22 protein-coding genes are annotated in these 24,416 nt (G+C 40.3%); 8 read left to right on the plus strand and 14 right to left on the minus strand.

The features are described 5' to 3' along the window. Positions 1-12: 12 nt before the first annotated feature. Positions 13-609 carry a paraquat-inducible protein A gene (locus ABIS04_RS10655; protein ID WP_137227481.1) on the plus strand — a complete coding sequence of 199 codons (597 nt, stop codon included), beginning with the start codon at positions 13-15 and terminating at the stop codon, positions 607-609. Then, positions 596-3,247 carry an MlaD family protein gene (locus ABIS04_RS10660; protein WP_350431047.1) on the plus strand — a complete coding sequence of 884 codons (2,652 nt, stop codon included), beginning with the start codon at positions 596-598 and terminating at the stop codon, positions 3,245-3,247. Before ABIS04_RS10655 ends, ABIS04_RS10660 begins: the two co-directional genes overlap by 14 nt. A gap of 100 nt (positions 3,248-3,347) precedes the next feature. On the opposite strand, the gene ABIS04_RS10665 is transcribed toward ABIS04_RS10660, so the two are convergent. Then, positions 3,348-4,574 carry a nucleoside recognition domain-containing protein gene (locus tag ABIS04_RS10665; protein ID WP_350431048.1) on the minus strand — a complete coding sequence of 409 codons (1,227 nt, stop codon included), beginning with the start codon at positions 4,572-4,574 and terminating at the stop codon, positions 3,348-3,350. 123 nt (positions 4,575-4,697) lie between these two features. On the opposite strand from ABIS04_RS10665, the gene rsmF reads away from it, so the two are divergent. Next, positions 4,698-6,149, plus strand: a complete 1,452-nt coding sequence (gene rsmF / locus ABIS04_RS10670; protein WP_140234358.1) for a 16S rRNA (cytosine(1407)-C(5))-methyltransferase RsmF — start codon at positions 4,698-4,700, stop codon at positions 6,147-6,149. 317 nt (positions 6,150-6,466) lie between these two features. On the opposite strand, the gene ABIS04_RS10675 is transcribed toward rsmF, so the two are convergent. Genes ABIS04_RS10675 through apbC form a run of 9 tightly spaced genes read right to left on the minus strand, consistent with a single transcriptional unit; the run spans position 6,467 to position 13,561 of the window. After that, positions 6,467-7,255, minus strand: coding sequence for a YchF/TatD family DNA exonuclease (locus ABIS04_RS10675; RefSeq protein WP_350431049.1), 789 nt, complete (start codon positions 7,253-7,255; stop codon positions 6,467-6,469). A gap of 54 nt (positions 7,256-7,309) precedes the next feature. Then, complete coding sequence (locus tag ABIS04_RS10680; protein WP_350431050.1) at positions 7,310-7,636, minus strand: PilZ domain-containing protein; 327 nt, start codon at positions 7,634-7,636, stop codon at positions 7,310-7,312. A gap of 54 nt (positions 7,637-7,690) precedes the next feature. Continuing rightward, positions 7,691-8,674 carry a DNA polymerase III subunit delta' gene (gene holB, locus ABIS04_RS10685; protein WP_350431051.1) on the minus strand — a complete coding sequence of 328 codons (984 nt, stop codon included), beginning with the start codon at positions 8,672-8,674 and terminating at the stop codon, positions 7,691-7,693. A 27-nt stretch (positions 8,675-8,701) separates the two neighbouring features. Continuing rightward, positions 8,702-9,349, minus strand: a complete 648-nt coding sequence (gene tmk, locus ABIS04_RS10690) for a dTMP kinase (RefSeq protein ID WP_350431052.1) — start codon at positions 9,347-9,349, stop codon at positions 8,702-8,704. After that, positions 9,346-10,356: an endolytic transglycosylase MltG gene (gene mltG / locus ABIS04_RS10695; RefSeq protein WP_371833637.1), complete on the minus strand. Its 1,011-nt coding sequence runs from the start codon at positions 10,354-10,356 to the stop codon at positions 9,346-9,348. Before mltG ends, tmk begins: the two co-directional genes overlap by 4 nt. Then, positions 10,356-11,189: an aminodeoxychorismate lyase gene (gene pabC / locus ABIS04_RS10700; RefSeq protein WP_350431054.1), complete on the minus strand. Its 834-nt coding sequence runs from the start codon at positions 11,187-11,189 to the stop codon at positions 10,356-10,358. Before pabC ends, mltG begins: the two co-directional genes overlap by 1 nt. Beyond that, the gene (gene dcd / locus ABIS04_RS10705; RefSeq protein WP_137226921.1) at positions 11,189-11,773 is read right to left on the minus strand and encodes a dCTP deaminase; all 585 of its coding nucleotides are present in this window, start codon (positions 11,771-11,773) and stop codon (positions 11,189-11,191) included. Before dcd ends, pabC begins: the two co-directional genes overlap by 1 nt. Positions 11,774-11,796: 23 nt before the next feature. Then, on the minus strand, positions 11,797-12,435 hold the full coding sequence (gene udk, locus ABIS04_RS10710) for a uridine kinase (RefSeq protein WP_350431055.1): 639 nt from the start codon (positions 12,433-12,435) through the stop codon (positions 11,797-11,799). Positions 12,436-12,445: 10 nt separating this feature from the next. Continuing rightward, complete coding sequence (gene apbC, locus ABIS04_RS10715; RefSeq protein ID WP_137226919.1) at positions 12,446-13,561, minus strand: iron-sulfur cluster carrier protein ApbC; 1,116 nt, start codon at positions 13,559-13,561, stop codon at positions 12,446-12,448. Between the two features lie 156 nt (positions 13,562-13,717). On the opposite strand from apbC, the gene metG reads away from it, so the two are divergent. Beyond that, the gene (gene metG / locus ABIS04_RS10720; RefSeq protein ID WP_350431056.1) at positions 13,718-15,769 is read left to right on the plus strand and encodes a methionine--tRNA ligase; all 2,052 of its coding nucleotides are present in this window, start codon (positions 13,718-13,720) and stop codon (positions 15,767-15,769) included. Between the two features lie 126 nt (positions 15,770-15,895). Here the strand turns inward: metG and ABIS04_RS10725 are convergent, their stop codons facing one another. Together ABIS04_RS10725 and ABIS04_RS10730 are read right to left on the minus strand one after the other, a co-directional pair. Next, entirely contained in the window at positions 15,896-17,803 is a 1,908-nt protein-coding gene (locus ABIS04_RS10725) for a cation:proton antiporter (RefSeq protein WP_350431057.1), read from the minus strand. A 135-nt stretch (positions 17,804-17,938) separates the two neighbouring features. Beyond that, on the minus strand, positions 17,939-18,691 hold the full coding sequence (locus ABIS04_RS10730) for a Nif3-like dinuclear metal center hexameric protein (RefSeq protein WP_350433422.1): 753 nt from the start codon (positions 18,689-18,691) through the stop codon (positions 17,939-17,941). A gap of 397 nt (positions 18,692-19,088) precedes the next feature. On the opposite strand from ABIS04_RS10730, the gene ABIS04_RS10735 reads away from it, so the two are divergent. After that, a complete protein-coding gene (locus ABIS04_RS10735) occupies positions 19,089-19,430 on the plus strand; it encodes a hypothetical protein (protein ID WP_140234369.1) in 342 nt (113 codons plus the stop codon). A 97-nt stretch (positions 19,431-19,527) separates the two neighbouring features. On the opposite strand, the gene ABIS04_RS10740 is transcribed toward ABIS04_RS10735, so the two are convergent. Then, positions 19,528-20,016, minus strand: a complete 489-nt coding sequence (locus ABIS04_RS10740) for a glycine zipper 2TM domain-containing protein (protein ID WP_254693682.1) — start codon at positions 20,014-20,016, stop codon at positions 19,528-19,530. A 51-nt stretch (positions 20,017-20,067) separates the two neighbouring features. Here ABIS04_RS10740 and aat point away from each other — a divergent pair, with 51 nt between their 5' ends. The 3 genes from aat to infA all read left to right on the plus strand — a co-directional run bounded on the left by aat (position 20,068) and on the right by infA (position 21,779). Further along, a complete protein-coding gene (gene aat / locus ABIS04_RS10745; RefSeq protein ID WP_140234370.1) occupies positions 20,068-20,775 on the plus strand; it encodes a leucyl/phenylalanyl-tRNA--protein transferase in 708 nt (235 codons plus the stop codon). Continuing rightward, entirely contained in the window at positions 20,765-21,484 is a 720-nt protein-coding gene (locus ABIS04_RS10750) for an arginyltransferase (RefSeq protein WP_350431058.1), read from the plus strand. The genes aat and ABIS04_RS10750 overlap by 11 nt, the downstream gene beginning before the upstream one ends. 76 nt (positions 21,485-21,560) lie before the next feature. Then, the gene (gene infA / locus ABIS04_RS10755; RefSeq protein WP_011496276.1) at positions 21,561-21,779 is read left to right on the plus strand and encodes a translation initiation factor IF-1; all 219 of its coding nucleotides are present in this window, start codon (positions 21,561-21,563) and stop codon (positions 21,777-21,779) included. 377 nt (positions 21,780-22,156) lie between these two features. Here the strand turns inward: infA and clpA are convergent, their stop codons facing one another. Next, complete coding sequence (gene clpA / locus ABIS04_RS10760) at positions 22,157-24,415, minus strand: ATP-dependent Clp protease ATP-binding subunit ClpA (RefSeq protein WP_137226913.1); 2,259 nt, start codon at positions 24,413-24,415, stop codon at positions 22,157-22,159. Position 24,416 lies beyond the last annotated feature (1 nt).

The following is a 24,416-nucleotide window of genomic DNA, read 5'->3' on the forward strand; positions in this document are numbered from 1 at the left end:
CAAGGAAAACAAATGGGCTTATGTCTATGTCCTGTGTGTCGTAAACTTAATCTGCTTAGTAATGGTCATTGTAGACGTTGTTTTAGCCAATTAAGCAGCCGTAATTATGCCAGTATCCAGCAAAGCTGGGCTTTATTGATCACGGCAACCATTTTACTTGTGGTCGCCAATATTTATCCAATCACGTTATTAACCAACCGTGGTGTGGTCACCAACGACACTATTTTTAGTGGTATTAGCCATTTAGTTAAAACCGGCATGTTCCCGATTGCCATTATTGTTTTCACAGCGAGTATTTTAGTACCTTGGCTAAAAATTATTGGCTTAGCTACTTATTTGTCTGCTATCAGTTTTAACCTACCAATATCAAAAAGAAAGTTAATGGTTGGTTTTCACATCATTGAATGGATTGGCCGTTGGTCAATGCTCGATTTATTCGTGATTTCATTAACGGTTGCCTTAGTGAATATGGGGCAACTTTTAGACGCCAAACCTGCACCCGCCGCAACAGCATTTGCATTAGTTATATTACTAACGCAACTCGCGGCAAAAGTGTTAGATACTCGTTTACTCTGGGACCGCTTGGAACAAACAAATGACAGAAATTGAATCGCCGAAAATTGTGAAGAAAAAATTATTCTCGCCAATATGGTTATTACCTGTTGTCGCCTTGATATTAGGCGCTTGGTTAGGTGTAAAAAGCATTAAAGAGTCAGGCATTGAAATTTTGATCCACTTTCCCAGTGCCGCTGGAATTGATATCGGTAAAACCTTGGTAAAATACCAAGGTTTGTCGGTAGGTAAAGTAACCGATATAGGCATTGATGATGATCTTAAAGGCGTTAACGTAAAAGTAGTCATGGATTACCGCGCTGACCCATTTTTGAATAAAAATACCCTTTTTTGGTTAGTTAAACCTAAAGCCAGTATCACCGGTGTTGAAGGATTAGATACCTTATTTTCGGGAAATTACATTGCAATCCAACCTGGAGATGGACGTTCTGCCACTATTTTTGAAGCACAACGTGAAGCCCCAGCGATTCTTCCCGGCAGTGAAGGAATAATGATTGAACTGAAATCCCCCAAACTAGGATCGATTGATGTCGGCTCGCCAGTATTTTTCCGTCAAGCTCCTGTAGGAAGTGTTGTTAGCTATCGTCTAGATGGAAATAAACAAATTATTATCAGCGCATTTGTTCAAGAGCAATATGCTCATTTAGTCAATAAAGACTCCCACTTTTGGAACGTGTCAGGCTTAAAAATAGATGCTTCTTTATCTGGGGTAAAAGTCAGTACTGAAAGTATCGCGTCTATTCTGGCCGGCGGCATCAGCTTTGATACCGGAAGCAACACTTTAAAAGCCGAAAATGGGGATGTTTACACCCTCTATGATGATGAAGTCACCGCTATTGGTGGGGTTCATTTTAGGTTAACCGCTGCTGACAGTGAAGATGTTAATGAAGGTACAGCCATCATTTACCGTGGTGTCATTATAGGTGAAATTGAAAAAGTAACGTTAACCGAGACTGGTGTCGAATTTCTCGCTCGAGTAGAACATCAGTACCAAGTCTTAATCACCAATGACAGCCAATTTTGGCTAAGCGGCGCTGAATTATCGTTAAAAGGCGTCAAACACCTTGGGCGTTTGGTGACTGGGAGTGTCATTAATGTGTTACCCGGGACTCAGGACTCTGCGGAGACGGAGACGATGCAGTTTAATTTAGCATCACAAGCTCCCGATTTGCTCACGCAAGATAAACTTAGCCTGACAGTGGTTGCCAATACCCATACAGGTATCAGCAATGGCGCACAAGTGCGATATAAACAGCTACCTATAGGAAGTATTACCAGCATCAATTTAAGCCAAGATTTTTCTGCGGTCGAATATCATATTGAAATTCTTCCCGAATTTAAAAATCTACTCACAAAAGGCAGTTTCTTTATTCCAGAAAGTGCCTTAGCCATTAATGCTTCATTAGATGGAATAAGCGTTAACACTCGTGACGTGACCACTTTGCTTGAAGGGGCAATTAGCTTAATTCCTGGTAACAACAAAACATTGATTCCAGCCAACAGCAAATTAACACTGCATGAATCAATTGAATCAGCCCAGACACTTTATGCCCAACAACAAATGACGCACTTTTCACTAACCAGTATTGATGGTGCTGACCTAGCTGAAGGTTCACCTATTTATTACAAGAAAATGCAAATTGGCACGGTGAATAAAGTTAATTGGCTCGCTAAAACGGATAAATTTAATATTGATATTAATATCGATAATAAATTTATCCCTTTAGTAAATCCTAAGACTGTGTTTTGGCGAAATGATGCTGTTGCGATCAATGCCAGTCTTGCCGGAGTCGACATTAATGTAGCGCCTCTCAAAGGCGCAATAAAAGGTAGTATTACCCTTGGACATATAGACGACATAGTTGATGAGCACAGCGATCAAGCTAATCTTCGTTTGTATGACACCAAACAACTGGCGCTGATGCAGGCTAAAGTCATCAACCTCACCCTTCCTGTTAGCACAAAAGTAGCCGATAAAGCCGCTATTCGCTATCAAGGTCATAAAATTGGTGAAGTCTCACATGTGAAGCTAAATCAAGATTTAAATACTCTTAATGCACAAGCATATATCTTTGGTCAATATGCCAACCATTTTAGTACTAGTGACAGTGAATACTTCATTGTCGATGCACAAATTTCTTTAGCGGGCATTAATGCCCCCGAAACGCTGTTAACGGGTCCATACATTGGTGTTATCCCAGGCAATAGCAAAGAAATTGTTGATAACTTTGATGCTCAACCACACTCAAATTTTGAGGCTACAGTGCCTAAAGATGCATTAGCATTCCAACTAGTTGATGATCAACTAGGTTCAATTAAGGTCGGTACACCACTGTTTTTCCGCGGAATTAAAGTCGGACAAATAGATGGATATCAATTGGATGACTCAGGTACCGAAATTAGCTTATTTGCCCATGTTAATGCTGAATATAGTCACTTAGTTAACCAGACAAGTCAGTTTTGGGATGCTTCAGGTATTAAATTAGACGTCGGTCTATTTTCGGGCGCACAATTAGAAACCGGATCATTAGAAACGATACTCGCCGGTGGTATCGCATTTGCGACCCAAGAAACAACATCAGACAGTAACCGTATCAATACCACCGAACGTTTCCCATTGCATGAGAATATACAAGATGAATGGGCACAGTGGCAACCAACACAAACTAAATAACCTCAATTGTGGTTATTTGGTTCTGTAAAAACATAAGGCCGATATCATTATCGGCCTTATGTTTTTCTCGACTAAATATTAGACTCTGGCTAATTAATGACTAACCATAAAACCAATAACACACACTTATAGCGGCTGTAATGCCGGCAAAATCTGCCGCTAAACCACAACCTAATGCATGACGACCATTGCGGATCCCTACCGAACCAAAGTAAACGGCTAACACATAGAATGTTGTTTCAGTACTACCTTGTAATATAGCAGCAAGTCGGCCGGCAAATGAATCTACACCATTATGGTCCATGGTTTCTAACATCATAGCTCGAGCACCGGAGCCGCTAAAGGGTTTCATAAATGCCGTTGGCATAGCGTCAATAAAGCGTGTATCGAAACCAAGAGCACTAATGCCTGAAGCTAATAGCTGCAAAGCATAATCTAATGCGCCAGATGCCCTTAAAAAACCAATTGCTAATAACATGGCAAGTAAATATGGTATCAATGTAATAGCTTGGCCAAAACCTTGTTTCGCCCCTTCGACAAACTCATCATATACAGCGACTTTGCGATAACCCGCTACCAAAATAAAGCTTAAAATCAGTATTAATAAAATTCCGTTACCCAAAACCATTGATACTTGCCCTATCGCTTGTGCCGATAGCGTCAATAAGTAAGCAACCCCAGCCATAAGCGTGCCAATAATCAATGCAGCGTAAGCTAGAATAACACTGTTAAATAATGAGATCCTCTGTACTAAAGCAACCACCAACAGACCGACAACAGTCGATGCACTGGTCGCAAGTAAAATAGGTAAAAAAACATCAGCAGGGTTTGCTGCACCTTGTTGTGCACGGTATAAAAACACGGTGACGGGTACTAAAGTGACAGACGATGTATTCAATACTAAAAATAGAATTTGAGCATTGGTCGCGACCGTTTGAACAGGATTAAGGCTCTGCAAGTCATGCATAGCTTTTAAACCCAAAGGAGTCGCAGCATTGTCTAATCCCAAAATATTGGCAGTTAGGTTCATGCTAATGCTGCCATAGGCAACATGCCCGCGTGGAACATCGGGCATCAATTTAGACAATAATGGCTCAAAAGCACGAGCAAATAATCCAACTACTCCCGCTTTTTCACCCACTTGCATTAGGCCCATCCATAATGCCAATACACCGATGAGTCCTAATGATATGTCTGCGGCTAATTTTGCACTGGCAAACAATGCAGTAACAGATCCACTAAGCACATCTGCATTACCACCTATCAATTGGATAATAATAGAAATTGCAGCCACAATAAAAAATAACAGCCATACTCTGTTTAACACGCGCCGCTCCATTACACTGTCTCAATATTCCCGTTAATATACAGTAATCATTGACGTTCTGGGGTAACAATTCCGTGTTATGATCATGCTAATTCAGCTAAATAAGAAATGATTCTCCTTATTATGATCCCATTACATCCAAACTTTATTAGTCACATTCAAAATGAACTCCCTTCACACCTGTCATTAACTGACTTTATTGATTATTGCAATCAACCGCTTCGAAAGTCGATTAGGGTCAACACCTTAAAAATTACTACTCCAAATTTTGTCGATATCATGACACAAGCTGGTTGGCAATTATCGGTGATCCCATGGTGTGATGATGGTTTCTGGATTGAAGGTAATGAGGATATTCAATTAGGTAATGCGATTGAACATATACAAGGATTATTTTATATCCAAGAAGCGAGCTCTATGTTGCCGCCAACAGCATTGTTTGCTGATAGCACCATACCAGAAACAGTACTAGATGTTGCTTCTGCGCCAGGTTCTAAAACGACTCAAATAGCGGCATTAATGAATAATAGTGGTCTGCTGGTAGCCAATGAGTATTCTGCCAGCCGGGTTAAGGTGTTGCACGCCAACGTGTCCAGAATGGGCGCTAGCCATACAGCACTAACCCATTTTGATGGCCGTGTATTTGGTGAATATTTGTTTGAGTCTTTTGACGCCATTTTGTTAGATGCCCCTTGTGGCGGCGAAGGCACAGTGCGCAAAGATCCATTGGCTTTAAAGCACTGGGACATTGAAGATGTCACTGCCATTGCTGAAACTCAAAAAGATCTCATCGAATCAGCTTTTTTAGCACTAAAACCCGGTGGTACGTTAGTGTATTCAACATGCACACTCAGTCAGCTTGAAAATCAGCATATCTGTAAACATTTACAACAAGTTTATCCTGATGCCGTCGAGTTTGTGTCCCTCGCCGATTTATTTAATGGTGCAGATAAAGCTTGTACTGAAGAAGGTTTTTTACACGTATGGCCACAGATTTATGACAGCGAAGGTTTTTTTGTTGCCAAGATCCGCAAAACAGCTTCAGTAGAACGTAATAAAAATCAACCAAAACAGCAAAAGAACTTTCCTTTCGCCGTTGCGGGTGAAAAACAGCAAAACGAACTACGACAATATTTTAAAGAGACTTTCTCAATCGAACTACCACATGACGATGTCATTATGTTACGAGACGATGAATATTGGTTATTCCCGGCGCAATTTATGACTTTTATTGGCAAAATGCGTTTTCAACGCATTGGGATCAAACTGGCCGATGCCATGAAAAAAGGCTATAAAGCCAAGCATGAAGCTATTATTGCATTGTCGACAGCAAGTGGTGCGCCTAGAACCATTGAATTAAAGGCTGCACAAGCTCAAGACTTTTTAATGGGTCGAGACATTGCAACACAGTCTTTTGAAGAAGCTGCACAGCAATATTTAGCAAAACTGGCACAAGGGGAAATGTTAGTCAGCTATCACGGAGTGGTATTAGGTGTAGTTAAACACTTAGGTCATCGTTTGAAAAACAATTTACCGCGGGATCTTGTTCGTGACAAAGTAAACTTAAGTTTATGAAAACAGTAATATTTATGATTACATGAAATAAGGTAAGATTTAAAAGCGAGATATTGATCAACTTTTTGATATTTTTTGTGCAAACAAAAAATGTCTGACTATAATTCAGTTCATAGTTCATAGTTCATAGTTCATTTAACAGTTTATTCAGTCTTTGGCATCTTAATTCACATTAACATGCCGCAACAGTAGCGCAAGGCTCTTAACTGAGCCCTTTCCCTAGGCCCAAAACAATTGGATAGTTTTGGGTCTTTTTTTATCTATTTTTTAAGTTTGACTCAATAAACATAATAGAATCAGGAGAAAAGGTTAAGTGACTAACGCCCAACTAATTTAGCTGCATCGTTAAATAAGTTAAAGAAATTATCTGTGGTGTACTGAGCTAACTCTTCAAATTTTTCACCGCGTAATTCAGCGACAAACTCAGCTACATCACGCACATATGCAGGTTGATTTTCTTGACCTCGATGCGGTACTGGCGCTAAATAAGGAGAATCTGTTTCTACTAATAACCTATATTTAGGCACTTGACGGATCACACTACGCAGCTCACCAGCATTCTTGAAAGTAACGATACCAGAAACCGATATATAAAAACCTAAGTCGATAGCCGCTTTAGCCATTTCCCAGCTTTCAGTAAAACAATGTAATACACCGCCTACTTTGTCAGCATTACCGGATTTAAGCATATTAATGGTGTCTTCACGGGCATCACGAGTGTGAACAATTAATGGCTTGTTCACCTCTACAGCTAACGCAATTTGTTGTTCAAAACACTGCTGTTGTAATATTTTAGTGTCATTTGAATAAAAGTAATCTAAGCCTGTCTCGCCGATAGCAACCACACGCGGATCTTCAGCAAAACGTTTAATGTCTTCAATGTTTAAACCTTCTTGTACATCAAGAGGATGCACACCAGAAGACAAAAACACATTATTAAATGCTGCCACTTTATCGCGCATAGCTTCAAAGCCCTGCTGACGGACATTGACGCATAATAAGTAATCAACGCCTTGGGCTTTAGCATTGTTCATAATAGTCTGTAAACTGGCAGAGTCTGGGGCCGCTTTTAAGCGATCAAGGTGGCAATGTGAATCAATTAGCATGGGAATTCTTTCGCAACTACATTAACAAATAAACAGGTGTGCAAGAATACCTAGCTACATGGTACAGGTCAAATCACTAGAGGCGAGTTCACTTGATAATAACTTTTCAATATGATGTTTATGACTTTCAGCATCGGTTTTGATTTTAACCCCAATACCCGCAGGTCGTCCGCCGGATGCACCTAATGGATTAATCCAAACAACAGCACCTTTAAATTCGTTGGTTTGGGTGGCATCGGGTAATCGATAAGCAATAGTAAGCTCTTGGCCTAAGAAATGACTTTCGGTAGTCGCAATAAATAAGCCTGCTGGCTTAATAAACGGCATGTAAGCACGATAAAGCTTATGTAATGTATCGTAGTTGGCAACTAGATCGACCATAAATGATTATTATCTTCCCATTAACTGGTTAAAATATGTATAACTAAAATGAATTTAATGAGTTAACTGTCTGAATGCGAGTACATATTGCTGACACAATGCTTGAGTATTGACACTTGGCATTGTTTCAAGCTTGTGACACATATTCATTATGCGCCCTGCTAGCTCAATTATTTTAGCTTGAACCAGTGGGTTTAATGTTTGATGGTCAGCATGATCAGTTTTTATCTTATTACTTTTTAACACATATTGGCGTAAGTACAAATATAAAACATTAAGTGCATCAACAATTTGTTGATCTGACACTTTCAATAAACTATTGCTTAAATGGCCCGTTTTTAAACTTTGAGCCCAATCTTGGCGAAATGTCAGCAGTTGTTGATAATGTTGAGAGGTTAAACTATTGGCTAATGCCAAAGGCCCACCGACGACACTAAGACACCAAGTAACATCATGGGTTTTACCCTCCGAGTTAGCTGCTGGTAACAGTTGCTGTACCGCTAACCAATGATGGATTTCTAACTTAGTAGGGGCAACAAATTTAAGCGTTTGACAGCGACTGGTAATGGTCGCTAATAACTGCGCTGATGTATTCGTTTGCAGGATGAGTACGACATCATCGCCAGGTTCTTCAAGAGTTTTCAGTAGTGCATTAGCTGCGGCTAAATTTAATCGCTCAGCATTAATAATGATTGCGACACGCGCCCCGCCTTGTTGGGCCGTTTGAGTTAACGCTTTGCATAACTGACGAATTTGATCAACTTTAATTTGGTTACCATCTGGCTCGACAACATATAAATCAGGGTGGTTACCAGCAGCCAATAACAAACAGCTTTTACATTGTCCACAAGCGCCCACTGGCGTGAGGTGTTGGCAAAGCACTGCCTGAGCAGCAGCCTTCGCTATCTTATCTCCACCCAGTGCTTTATCAATGTTAAACAAATGTGCATGGCTGCTTTTACCACGATAATGTTGATCGACAAACCGCTGATGCGGATCCGCTAACCACGGTAATTGGTCAATCTGATAATCACTCATGTCGCGACATTATCCTCTTGATGCCCATCACTGCTCACCCATAAGAGCGGGTAATAGACGCTGCAACTGAAGCCGAATATCATCATGAACTTGTTCCATTGATTGGCTGGCATCAATAACGATAATACTGTCATCTTCATGGGCTAACTTTAAGTAGGTTTTTCTAGCTCGTTCAAAAAAATCAATGGCTTGTTGTTCAATTCTATCAAGCTTGCCACGACTCGCTGCCCGGCTTAATCCTAGTGTAGGATCAATATCCAAATACAAGGTGAGATCGGGCTTAAAACCATGTAGGCATGCATCGCTTACCGCTTTCACTAATGGCATTAAACCACGACCACCACCTTGATAAGCTAAAGATGACAGATTATGCCTATCACCAAGAACCCATTTACCTGAAGACAAAGCTGGTTTGATTACATTGGCAATTAACTGTGATCGGGCAGCATAAATAAGCAAGCATTCTGCTTCGTCGCATAACGGATCGGACTCATCGGCAATTTTAACTAAGTCACGTATTTTTTCTGCTAATGGAGTGCCACCAGGTTCACGCGTACACACAGGTGATTGGCCAATGTATTGACTAATAATATCGTTAACTAGGGCAATCGCGCTCGATTTACCCGCGCCTTCTAATCCTTCAATGACAATAAACTTGCCTTGGTGTTGACTCATTTTCTTTTTCTCTGAAATTCATTTACGGCTGTATTGTGAGCCTTCAATGTGGATGAAAACACATGACTGCCATCATTACGTGACACAAAATATAAGTAATTTACTTTGGCTGGATTGGCTGCAGCAAATAATGATGCTCGACTCGGTGCAGCAATAGGCGTTGGCGGTAAACCATCAATCTTATAAGTATTAAATGCTGTGGCTTCACGTAAGTCTTTACGAGTAATATTGCCTTTATAGCGGTCACCCATGCCATAGATGACTGTCGGATCGGTTTGTAGGCGCATGCCTTTTTTCAACCGGTTATTAAACACAGCCGACACCCAATCACGCTCTTCAGGTTTACCAGTTTCTTTTTCGATAATCGAGGCGATAATCAACAACTCATACGGCGATGATAATGCTAAGTCAGGGTCTCTTCCTTCCCATGCTTGCGCTAAGCTCATCTGCATCATGTTGTAACTTCGATTTAAAATAGTCTGTAAATTATCATCTGCATGATAATGGAATGTTTCAGGGTAGAATTTCCCCTCAGGTAAACCAGATGTATCACCATTTTGTAATAACACCTGATTAAAATCATCGGCGTGTTGTACTAGATACTCAGTGCTAGCCAATGTTTTCTGCCACTCAGCAATCGTTTTCCCCTCAATTAGCGTCACACTGAAAACCACTTGTTGACCTAAATATAAGCGTTTTAATAACGCCTCTAACGTATCACCAGGGATCACTTGATACAAACCCGTCTTAATATTGGCGAGTTTGGGTTCTAACTTAACGAGATATTTAACTTTCCAACTATCTGTAATTAATGATTTTTGCTCAAGCTGTTGTGCCAGTTTAGTGACTGACGTGCCCGGTTCAATTGTCAAAGTTTGAATTTCAGTTAACTGTAATGGCTTTTTTTGATAAGCCACTAAGTCGGATACGAGCCAATAGCCACCAAGGCAAATTAGCGTAAACAACGGAATCAAGCTGGCTAGTAGATAGGTTTTTATAGATTTAATCATGTTGATAAATTTACACTCAGAACGTGCCTGAATCGCGATGTCTGCGTCCAACGGCTAAATTGAAAATCGTCTATGGCGGTTACATCGATAATGCCAAATAAACTGTTCGTTATAAATATATGGTCAGCGGCCTGAATATCACCAAATGTTAATTGTGTAGCCATAACAGCAATATCATGACTAAGCAAAGTATCTATCAGTGTTTCACGCATGACTCCACTTACGCCTGCATGGGTTATTGCAGGGGTCAAAACTTGATCATTTTTGACGATAAAGATATTAGCAATAGATGACTCTATCACATTACCATCACAGTCAAATACTAACCAATCTTGATGATGACTAGGTAGCGGTTGAGACTTTATGAGCACCTGTTCTAATCGATTAAGGTGTTTTATTCCAGCAAGAAGAGGTTGTTTACCAAGACATATCGGTGATGATGCTAACGAAATACCAGTTTGTTGCCAATTAAGGTAATGCTCAGGAATAGGATGCACTGACAAGACTTCAGTCACGGTTGCACTTAAAGGAGCTTGATAACCACGCCCACCGACTCCACGCGTCAGCAAAAGCTTTATACAATGTTGTGGATATTGTTGTGCGAGTTGGCTCAACTGTTGTAGTAATGAGTCGCTTGGAAACCACTTAATACCTAAACGTTCACAGCTTTGCTGCAAACGATCGATATGTCCGTCAAGGAATAAAATCCCTGCGGACATATCTGCTGATGCTGTGCGCATTGTTGCAAACACACCATCACCATAAGCGACACCACGATCAAATGGATTTATTAGCCCGTTTTCAACGTGGTTAACCCAAACTGGTGCCATTATTTGTCCTGGCTAATCCGGCTTGCGACGGCCTCTTGTTGATCTTTGTACTTCGAACTTTTACGGGTGTTATATGGGCGGGCAACCGCTGAGTTTAAGCGTTCAAAATTAAGTGCACCAATCGTCATACCAGGGCGAAGTGCCAACGGCAATTTACCACTGTTAAAGAACTCAAGTACGATTTTACCTTGCCAGCCAGGATCAATACGATGCGCAGTAACATGCACCATCAACCCTAAACGAGCAAGAGATGAGCGACCATCTAACCAACCCACTATATCTGCTGGTAAGGTCACGCTTTCATAGGTTACTGCTAAGGCTAATTCACCAGGATGCAGGAAAAAAGCATCATTATCAGCAATTTCAATTTTGTCACTCATTATTCGATCAAGTGCTATTTGCATTTCTGCACTGGGACCACTTAAATCGATATAAGGTGCAGTATGGTCTTTAAATACTCGAAATTGGCTGCCTAAACGCACATCCACACTCACGCCCGAAATGGCTTCAATACCAGGACGAGGATCGATGATAATGGTGCCATTATCTAAACATTGCTCAATTTCAATATCGGTTAAACGCATGCTGCACTCTCTCCAAGATAAAGTTATTTAGCCAATAAATGCTGAATTCTAGCTTTTAAAATATCAGTCGCGATGCGATTTTTCCCGCCCTTAGGAACGATAATATCTGCATATTGTTTTGATGGCTCAATAAATTGTAAGAACATAGGCCGTACCGTTCTTTTATATTGCGAAATCACAGACTCCATCGTTCTGCCACGTTCAGCAACATCACGGGTCAATCTGCGTAAAAAACAAATATCCAACGGTGTATCCATAAACACACTCGCATCCATTAACTCACGCAATTTAGGATTTGTTAATAATAGAATACCTTCTAGGATTATCACTTTTTTCGGTTGCATAGTAAGCGTTTCGTTGGTGCGAGTATGCTCTGTATAGCTATAACAAGGGATGTCAACAGATTCACCCCTTTTTAGCTGAGTTAAATGAACAGCTAACAACTGATGGTCTAACGCTTTTGGGTGGTCGTAATTGGCTTTTACACGTTCCTCCATACTTAAATGGTTTTGATCGTGATAATAGGCATCTTCGTTAATCACACCAATTTGATTGGTACCTAAGTCTCGACATAATTCTTCAAAAATTGTCTTAGCAATTAAACTTTTACCTGAAGCCGACGCACCGGCGATCCCAATAATGACACACTGCTGAGAATTCATCTCTTAAACCTTACTCGTCGTCTGATATGCTAATTTTTACGGTCGATTGTACTTGTTGGAGTGCCAACTCAGCGCCAAGTTTACGAGCAATTTCACGATAAATACCTGAGACTTCACTTTCTGGTTCGCTCATCACGCTCGGCGTACCATTATCCATAGACTCACGAATATTGATATGTAATGGCAGTGCGCCTAGTAGCGGCACGTTATAACGCTCGGCGATCTTACTTCCACCATGAGTACCAAATGGATGTTCTTTATGACCACATTCAGGACAAAGATGAAAACTCATGTTCTCGATAATACCCAATACAGGAATATTCACTTTATTGAACATGGTGATACCTTTTTTAGCATCGGCTAAAGCAATATCTTGTGGTGTTGTAACAATCACAGCCCCACTCACAGGTACCTTTTGTGACAAGGTTAGTTGAATATCACCAGTTCCTGGTGGCATATCGATGATCAAATAATCAAGTTCAGGCCATTGGGTTTCATTAAGTAGTTGTGCTAATGCGCCTGCGGCCATAGGGCCACGCCACACAGCAGCTTCATCGCCACTGAGCATAAAGCCGATAGATTGTGCAGAAATACCATGAACCAACGCTGGTGTCATGTGTTTGCCATCTGGCGATTGCGGACGAAAATTAGGGATACCTAACATCAATGGAATAGACGGCCCATAAATATCAGCATCTAAAATACCCACTTCGGCACCTTCAGCTTTTAATGCTAGTGCAAGGTTTACAGCAGTCGTGGATTTACCCACCCCACCTTTACCAGAAGCAACAGCAATGACTTGCTTTACATTAGGTAGTGGAGCAATAGCAGGAAGCGCAGAATACACTCGAGGCTGGAAATCAATTTCACATTCAACTTCATCTATGGCATCAAGTACTGCAAGCTTGTTCGTTATGGCCATCACGGTATCACGGTATTGGGTCATACACGGATAAGGATAAACTAATCCTAACTGTAGACGTTTTCCTTCCATCGATAATGCTGTCACACATCCTGCACTGACCAGACCTTTTTGCAAATAAGGATCAACAAATGCCTCTAAAATATCTAACACTGGTGACAATAATTCATCATTTAATTCATAATCTGTATGCGTATTAACCAAAACGGCGTCTCCGAACAAGAAATTTGTACAAGTGTATCAGAACTTAGTAAAAAAATAGCGACTAATAAGCCTTTTTAGGTCATGTTTTGATGAAAAAAGTCTGCTAATCAGTTAGTATCAGGCAATATTTTTGGTGTAATTTGATATCGAGATAAAATGACAAAATCACAGCGTAAAATACTGGTCACAAGTGCCCTTCCTTATGCCAATGGACCAATTCATCTAGGCCATATGCTTGAATATATCCAAACGGATATTTGGTCACGTTTTCAAAAATTACGTGGCAATGAGTGCTATTACATTTGTGCAGATGATGCTCACGGCACTCCTATTATGCTTAAAGCACAGCAAATGGGTATTACACCAGAAGAAATGATTGCTCAAGTTCAAAAAGAACATCAGCAAGATTTCGCCGATTTCAACATCCAGTTTGATAATTTTCATAGTACACACAGTGAAGAAAACCGCACTTTAGCCTGTGATATTTATTTAAAACTTCGTGATGGTGGCTACATCAAAACCAAAACCATTTCACAATTATATGACCCAGAAAAATTAATGTTCTTGCCAGACCGCTTTGTTAAAGGCACCTGCCCGAAATGTAAGTCTGAAGATCAATACGGTGATAACTGTGACAACTGTGGTGCAACCTACAGTACAACCGACCTGATAAACCCTAAATCAGCGGTATCAGGTGCAACACCAATAATGAAAGACACCGAACACTTCTTTTTTGACCTGCCTGCATTTGAAGGCATGCTAAAAGAGTGGATTCAATCAGGCTCCTTGCAACAAGAAATGGCCAACAAACTTACCGAATGGTTTGAGCAAGGTCTAAAACAATGGGACATCTCACGCGATGCCCCTTACTTTGGCTTTGAAATCCCCGACGCACCTGGTAAATTTTTCTATGTATGGTTAGATGCGCCGATTGGTTATATGGGATCATTTAAAAACCTATGTGACAAGCGCGATGATATAAACTTTGACGATTTTTGGAGCTTAGATTCTACCGCCGAGGTATATCACTTCATCGGTAAAGACATTGTTTATTTCCACAGCTTATTTTGGCCAGCAATGCTTGAAGGCGCCGGCATTCGTAAACCGACCAGTGTTTATGCCCATGGCTATGTCACCGTAAACGGTGCAAAAATGTCTAAATCAAAAGGGACGTTTATTAAAGCGCGCACCTATTTAGATAATTTAGATCCTGAATATCTACGTTATTATTACGCTGCTAAATTAAACAGCCGTATTGATGATTTAGATTTAAACTTAGAAGATTTCGCCCAACGAGTTAACTCAGACTTAGTCGGCAAATTGGTAAACCTTGCATCGCGGACAGCAGGCTTTATCAGTAAACGTTTTGACGGTAAATTAGCTAAGGTTACAGACAGTAGCTTGACCGAAATATTCTTAGCCAAAAGCGAAGTGATTGCCGAATTATATGAAACTCGCGAATACGGCAAAGCGATGCGTGAAATTATGGCATTAGCAGATATTGCTAACGCTTATGTTGCTGACGCTGCACCATGGCAATTAGTCAAGCAAGAAGACAAGCAAGATGAAGCCCATCAGGTTTGCAGTAATGCATTAAACTTGTTCAGAATTTTGGTGACATACCTTAAGCCAGTATTACCCAAACTTGCCGAAAATGTTGAAGGTTTTTTACAGTTAACCTTAACGTGGGACAATTTAGATCAAGATCTGGCTGGTCATGAAATAGCGACATTTAAAGCATTAATGCAACGTATCGAACCTAAGAGTATTGAAGCTATCATCGATGCATCTAAAGAGAACTTACAAGCAACTAATACGGATGCGCCTATCACCGATGCACCAAAGCAAACTGTTAATCAATTAGAGCAAGACCCTATTAGCCCTGAAATCAGTTTTGAAGATTTTGCTAAAATTGACTTACGTATTGCACGCATCAGCAAAGCTGAACATATCGAAAAAGCCAAAAAGTTACTTCGCCTTGAATTAGATTTAGGTGGCGAAACTAAACAGGTATTTGCAGGTATAAAATCGGCTTATGCGCCTGAAGACTTAGTAGGTAAACTCACCGTCATGGTGGCAAACCTTGCCCCACGTACAATGAAGTTTGGTGATTCTGAAGGCATGGTATTAGCTGCAGGTCCTGGCGGTAAAGACTTGTTCATACTCGAACCTCATGAAGGTGCAGAGCCTGGCATGAGAGTTAAATAATCTACTCTCTTTTGCCCACATAAAAAAAGACTGCCTAGGCAGTCTTTTTTATTAATCTTGGTATTTAACACTTAACGGCCTTCAACTCAGATAAATAGATAAAATAAGTAATCATCATTTCAGTCTTTACACTTTATCTATTGCTTCATTGTTAGCATCAGATGATTCTGGAAGCTTCAATTCGTTTTCATCAGTATCTTCATCCATCGCCTGTTTTAACCGTTCCTCATATTGCAGGAAAAGTTTAATAAAATCATTACTAAAACTTTTACCGCCCGATTCACTTAGCCAATTTTCATATAAACGTTTTGAAGCTTCTTTTTCAATACGTTGATAAGTCGCTTTTCTTCTCGCCACTGAAGCGTCTGAATACCCCAATAATTGCAGCGATTCGGCCCCCACCTCTAAAGCAGAATGGTACGTTTCAAACTCAACAATATCGGCACCTGCTGCACGCAATAAATGTCCGTGCCCACGGTCAAAGGCTCTGGCCGCTATTTTAAGCTTTGGATAAGTATGAGTTAAATATTTAACCAACTCCACACTGCTTTCACGATTATCGATTGCAACCACAAACAAAGAAGCTTCGGCAACACCTGCCATTTTTAACAAATCAGGACGAGTCGCATCACCATAGTAAGCTTTAGTGTTAATACGTCGAATTGAGTCAATTTGTGAAGCTTGATGATCAAGCACTACCGTTTTGATGCCATTAGAAATCAATAATCGATTAACAATTTGGCCAAAACGACCAATACCGGCAATGATCACACTACCCACTTCTTCAATATCATCTTGGGTACGTTGATTGGTTTTATTCTGAAATCGGGGAGAAATGACCTTGTCGAATAAAATAAACAAACCAGGAGTTAAAAACATCGACAGCGCAACCACTATTGATAATGTTTGCGCCATTGCTGTTGGCAACACGTGCTGCTGCACGCTGAAATTTAATAATACAAATCCGAATTCACCAGCTTGAGCAAGACTTAGCGTAAACAACCATCGATCACTGCCTTTAATTCGAAAAATCAATGCCAACAGATAAAGTACAATGCCTTTAATTAACATTACACCTAAGGTCATTAATATAATCTCAGCGAAATTGGCAAATAACACTGTAAAATCAATACCTGCGCCAACGGTTATAAAGAACAACCCTAATAATAATCCTTTAAAAGGACCAATATTGGCTTCAAGTTCATGCTTAAATTCACTATTGGCAAGCACTACACCTGCTAAAAAAGTGCCTAGAGCAGGTGAAATCCCAACTAAACTCATTAAGGCAGCAATACCAATAACTAACATAAGCGCTGCCGCAGTAGAAATCTCTTTTACACCTGAATCAGCGACCATTTTAAATAATGGCCGGCTGAGATAATGTCCGCCTAATACAACCACCCCGATGGCAAGCAGTAACACAATGGCATACGCCCATCCAGGCATATTAGCCACCAAAGATAATGAGTCATGCTGCTCATTAGCAACAGCCATCGCCCCTTGCGCCTTTTCAACCAATTCCGGCAACGCTAATAATGGAATAAAAGCTAGCATAGGGATAACGGCTATATCTTGAAACAACAACACCGAAAATGCATTTTTACCGGCACTGGTTTTATTCAATCGTTTTTCGGATAAGGTTTGCAACACGATTGCTGTGGATGATAATGAAAAAATCAATCCAATTGTCAGTGCGGTACTAAAACCGTAACCAGCATAAATAGCACACGCCAATACCGCCGATACAGATCCTAAAACTTGTAAGCCACCTAACCCTAACAAGCGGTTTCTCATTGCCCATAGCATTTTTGGTTCGAGTTCTAAGCCCACTAAAAATAACATCATCACCACACCAAATTCGGCGAAGTGTTGAATTGTATTCGTTTCACTGCCGACTAGACCAATAATAGGCCCAATAACCACACCAGCAATGAGATAGCCTAATACAGAACCTAATCCCAGCTTTTTGGCTAAAGGCACAGCAATTACCGCAGCTGTCAAATAGATAAAAGCTTGTAAAAAATACTCGGTCATTTATTTATCCCAAACAATAAAAGCTCATAGTCACTTTTGACATCTATTAAATTTAGACATCTGGTACTTTAGATATCGGCTATCTCGGCTTGCCTGAACGACAAAAACACAAAACATCAGTATATTACTGGATGATTACACTGGATTAACAATATCAATAAAATGATGTTCGATATTATATTTTTCCGCTAAATGCTCACCTAAAGCTTGGATGCCAAATTGCTCCGTAGCATGATGGCCGGCAGCAAAGTAATGTAACCCTTGTTCAATTGCAGCATGGAAGGTGCGTTCTGACACTTCGCCACTAATAAATGCATCAACCCCCATTTGCGCCGCATAGTCGATGTAATCTTGCGCACCACCAGTACACCATGCCAAAGTCGAGATCATTTTAGTATCATCGCCTATGTGCAACGGTTTACGGTGTAATACTTTGTTGAGTAAGTCGCTAAATTCGGCAACCGTTAATGAATGCTCTAAATGGCCTTGCCATAACAAATCTTGTGGTACAGGCTCATAAACTCTTGGACTGATGATGCCTAATTGTTGAGCCAATTGAGCATTATTACCCACACCATGATGGGCATCTAAGGGTAAATGATAGCCAAATAAACTAATATCGTGATCCATTAATGCTTTGATTCGGCGATATTTCATCCCAGTGATAATTTCTGGTTCATTTTTCCAAAAAAAACCATGATGGACTAAAATTGCATCGGCATTAACCTTTATAGCTGCATCAATTAACGCCTGACAAGCTGTAACACCAGTGACAATAGTGCGAATATTCGACTTACCTTCGACTTGTAAGCCATTTGGCGCATAATCTTTAAAAGCATGAACATTTAAAAAAGTATCAAGATACGTTGCCAATTCTTGACGTGAAATAATCGATGAATGTTGATGACTTGTGGACATAATAAATCCTAAAAAAGAACTAAACCTAAATGGAAGACAACATAAGGTTATTGATAATAATAATTATATTATCACTCGTTGTTGAGTGACAACAATATTAGTTTACTCAATTATTTGAGCCTTCGCGAAGTTTATCTAACTCAATATAATTATTTAAAACAACAAAATTAACACAATAAATAACGTACAAAAGCCTGCAACATAATTAACGTCAATGATTACCAATACATCGTAAAAAAATCACAAGTTTGAGCCGTTTTGTTGTGAAAAATCCCATTTTTTTGCATTGAATTGGACTTTTGTTGTATTAACACTTTAAAATTAATAGCAACCTTAATTTAACATGATCACAAATAGGTTATTAACTATGACAATATTGACTAAAGAAGAAGTCATCAGCCAGCTACAAACAGCACTTGAACAGCAGTCTGGTAAAGCTGTTTCTATTGAGCAAGCTGGGAGCTGGTACAAAATCGACGGTGGCAAGTCAGTACGCTTTAGCGAACTAGAATCGATGCATGCTGAGTTAACGGCATCGTCAGCTAAAAAAGTGCCAGTGAAAACGACCAGTAAACCTGCGGTAAAGACAGCAAAAAAAGTAGCAGTTAACAAAGTTGAATCAACCTCAGGCGGATTAACACCTAAGCAGTTATGGCGTCAAAAACTCGAAAATACAACAGGTAAGCAAACGTTACCTCGAGGGTTTTAATTATCTTTAATCATAGCTAGCGCGGTTAGTTTAATAAAGATACAAACTGCGATATAAAACAACAGGAGCCCAGACTCCTGTTGTTTTATATCTAATATTACATCGCCAGATCAACTCTGACATAACCCGTTAAGTAAACCACCCTAACTTCATCACCCGCATTAAAACTCATACCAGGATCAACATCCTGAATCACCATGACTTCAGTTCCATCATCTTGTTTTATCATCAATTCAACTAACTTGTTTTCAAGATAATATTGTTGATTTCCGTGCTGACTGCCAATGCCACCGCCAATTAATGCACCAAGCACTGTTGCAACATCTTGCCCCGAACCGCCACCAAACTGATGACCTATAACACCACCTATTAATGCGCCACCAAAGGTTTTCCAACCACTATGACTATCTTCAACAAGCTGTTTTTGGGTGACATGCTTAACTGATTCAATCTGACCATAAACGACTTTCTCAACAGGAACAGCCTGGTTGCGCTCATAAGCAGCTTGGCTTTGCCCACAAAACAGACAAAGACTCAACAATATTGCAAAAAATACCTCTAAACTTACCGTTATCATTTTAAACATGGCTTTTTTCCGCTAAATTAACCACAAGATATAATAAATAATATACCCAATTTGAACTCACTGTCTTATTTAAATCAATCCATCGGCTTTCCTTCTCCAGAAGAAGCCCTCACTAGTCCTAATGGCTTATTAGCGATTGGAGGTGACTTACGCCCTGTTCGCTTAGCGGAAGCTTATTATCAAGGTATATTCCCTTGGTTTAATGCCGATGACCCTATTTTGTGGTGGTCACCCAATCCTCGAGCCGTATTCACACTCAGCCATCCTTTTGGCAGTAAAAGCTTAAGAAAAAGTCTTAAAAAATCCACATGGCGATATACCATTAATCATGCATTTTTGGATGTGATCACAGCTTGCGCACAACCCCGTGATGCACAAGATGGAACTTGGATTTCGCCTGAAATTCAAATGGCTTATTATGAACTTCATCTCCAAGGTCGTGCTCATTCCATTGAAGTATGGGACGGTGAAATGTTAGTCGGAGGTTTGTACGGCGTTCCAGTAGGAGGTGTTTTTTGCGGTGAATCAATGTTTCATAAACAAACCAATGCATCAAAAGCTGCATTCGCTATACTTAACCAACACTTGGTGAAACATGATTTTCAATTAATTGATGCTCAAGTGATGAATCCACATTTAGACAGTCTTGGCGCTAGCGCAATACCGAGAAGCGAATTTCTGTCGAGGCTCCATCGCTCTCGAGATCAAACCATGTCGCCGTTAATGTGGTCTAAACAAGAGGTGTTTATTGAATTCTAAATCTGTCAGTGTAGGGATAAGCCAACTTTTTGATTGCAACTATATCGAAGGCAACAAAGAACAATTATTGGTCATCCAAGAACCTCAAATAGATGCCGCACTGTTTGAACAACTTCTTGCAATGGGATTTCGTCGTAACGGAAGTGCCATTTATAAACCTCGTTGTCCAAGTTGCCAAAAATGTCAACCTATTCGATTGAATGTAAATGATTTTACCCTATCAAAACGTCAAAAAAGAACCTTGAAAAACAATCAAGATTTGCATTGGAAAGTCAGTCATATATCACGACCTGAGCATTATGACTTGTATGAGCGTTACATCAACGAACGTCACAACGATGGGCCAATGTTTCCAGCATCACAAACCCAATATGATGATTTTTTATTATCTGACTGGTTACCACCAATGTTTATTGAATTATTTGATCAAGACCAATTAATTGGGGTGGCAGTAACCGATGAAATGGCACTGAGTTTCTCAGCGATTTACAGTTATTTCGACCCTGATTATGCTGAGCGTTCATTGGGGTCATTGATGATTTTAATCCAATGCCAATTAGCGAAATCTTTAGGTAAGCATTTTTTGTATTTGGGCTATCAAATTGATCAGAATCGGAAAATGTGCTACAAACGCCAATACCGTCCATATCAAATTTTAACGGTACAAGGTTGGCAAATAGGTGAAAATCTTACACCTATTTCTGTTTAACGCCCTTTACAGTTCGGCATTTTTGGGGCATGATACGCCCGATTTTTTCATATTTGAAGGCTAATGGGATAACTTAATGGCGAAAGAAGACAACATTGAAATGCAGGGCACTATCCTTGAGACCTTGCCAAACACAATGTTCCGCGTAGAGCTTGAAAATGGACATGTGGTGATAGCCCACATCTCTGGCAAAATGCGCAAAAACTACATCCGTATTTTAACGGGTGACAAAGTCACTGTACAGTTGACTCCTTATGACTTGTCAAAAGGTCGTATCGTCTTCCGCGCACGTTAATCGCTAGCCTCAACAATGTAAAAACCGACTGCCTGTCGGTTTTTTTGTTGTTATACCAAACTGCATATAAAGCTATTCAACGCAAAGCTACACGCATGATACAAGACGTGTGTTCAACGTAATGGGTATCCCCTTATCAGAACATTCAACCAAATACAGTAATGGTTGTAATCCGTTTTGCAGAAGCTCGTCATACGGTCCACTACTATGTTGTATTGATAAAAAAAGGGCATGCCCATTTTCCATCAATATCCATTGAATTGAACAGTAAGAAATGCTTTGAGTTGATAATTTAATTTTGAAGTCTGGTTAGGCGCAATTAACACACATAAAAAAAGATGACCCATAGGTCATCTTTTTTATGCGAGTTAAACGATTTACGAGACTTTTTCTAACGACTCGCAATCAATATTGATCTCACCGTCTTTAACATCAATATGCGCAATACCACCTCGCTCAAGTACACCAAACAAGATTTCATCTGCTAACGGACGTTTAATCAATTCAGTCACTACACGCGCCATTGGACGAGCCCCCATCGACTTGTCATAACCCTTCTCAGCAAGCAAGGTCCGCGCTTCATCACTAACATCTAAGGTGACTCGCTTATCATCAAGTTGTGCCTGTAACTCAACTAAGAACTTATCAACCACTTTTGCGATTACTGTCATATCCAAATGATTAAACCATACGATTGAATCTAATCGATTACGGAATTCTGGTGAAAAGACTTTATTAATTTCAGCCAACGCATCTTGAGTATGGTCTTGTTGTCTAAAACCAATCGATTTACGAATAGTTTCTTGTACACCGGCATTAGTTGTCATGACTAGAGTGACATTTCTAAAGTCAGCTTTACGACCATTATTGTCGGTCAAGGTGCCATGATCCATCACTTGCAGAAGCAAGTTGAAAACATCAGGGTGCGCCTTTTCAATTTCATCAAGTAACACCACACAATGAGGATTTTTAAGCACTGCATCGGTTAATAAACCACCTTGGTCATAACCTACATAACCAGGAGGAGCACCAATCAAACGTGACACGGTATGACGTTCCATGTATTCAGACATATCAAAGCGGATCAGTTTAAGATTGAGACAATTGGCCAATTGGTTGGTGACTTCTGTTTTACCCACACCAGTAGGACCAGCAAACATAAAGCTACCAACAGGCTTTTTCTCAGAACCTAAACCACTACGAGACAAGCGTATGGCAGCACTAAGGCTCTCAATCGCTTTGTCTTGGCCAAAGACAACCATCTTAAGGTTACGTTCTAGGTTGCGCAGCATATCCTTGTCAGTCGACGATACCGACTTCTCAGGAATACGAGCTAACTTAGCAATGATGGCCTCAATTTCGGCTTGACCAATGGTTTTTTTACGTTTGCTTTGCGGCATCATCACCATACGAGCGCCCGCTTCGTCAATCACATCAATAGCTTTGTCAGGTAAATGACGATCATTAATGTGTTTGGCCGATAAAATAGCGGCACTACTAATGGCTGCTTGGGTATAGCGTACACCATGATATTCTTCGTACTTGGACTTAAGTCCCATCAAAATCTTGGTGGTTTCGGCTACCGATGGTTCATTGATATCAATTTTCTGGAAGCGACGAGCTAAGGCACGATCTTTTTCAAAAATACTTTGATATTCTTGGAACGTGGTTGAGCCCATACAACGTAATTTACCGCTGGACAATAATGGTTTCAGTAAATTAGACGCATCCATCACGCCACCAGATGCGGCACCAGCACCAATAATGGTATGAATTTCATCAATAAACAAAATAGCATGTTCGTCCGCAGCCAATTCTTTTAGTAAGCTTTTAAAGCGTTTCTCAAAATCACCACGGTATTTAGTACCCGCTAATAACGCACCTAAATCTAACGAATACACAGTCGCATTAGCCATGACATCAGGGACTTGTTTATTGACTATTCGATAAGCCAAACCTTCTGCTATAGCTGTTTTACCTACACCAGCTTCACCCACTAGCAAAGGATTATTTTTACGGCGACGACAGAGCGTTTGAATAGCACGTTCAATTTCAGCATCTCGACCAATTAATGGATCGATAATACCGTCTTGGGCTAATTGATTTAAATTAGCGGCAAATTGCGCCAACATACTACGGTCTTCTGAGTTTTCAGCTTGATCGTCACTACGCTCATGATCATGTGCTTCACCAGAATCGTCTTCTTTAGCCATGCCATGAGAAATGTAATTAACGACATCTAAGCGAGAAATATCACAACGACGGAGTAAATAAACCGCTTGCGATTCTTGTTCACTAAAAATAGCCACTAGCACATTTGCGCCAGAAACTTCGTTACGACCAGACGACTGCACATGAAAAACGGCACGTTGCAAAACTCGTTGAAATCCCAAGGTGGGTTGAGTTTCACGTTCTTCAGTTGATTCGGCAATAATGGGCGTGGTTTGTTGAATAAAATTAGCCACTTCTTCTCGTAAACGATTAACATCCGCACCACAAGCCACTAACGCCTCGTATGCAGCGGGATTATCAATCAGCGCTAATAATAAATGTTCTACCGTCATGTACTCATGACGTGAATCTCTAGCTTGCTGAAACGCTAGGTTCAAGGTGACTTCCAGATCTTTGTTCAGCATA

It is taken from the genome of Shewanella sp. H8 (assembly GCF_040285065.1).
GTDB classification, from domain to species: domain Bacteria; phylum Pseudomonadota; class Gammaproteobacteria; order Enterobacterales; family Shewanellaceae; genus Shewanella; species Shewanella polaris.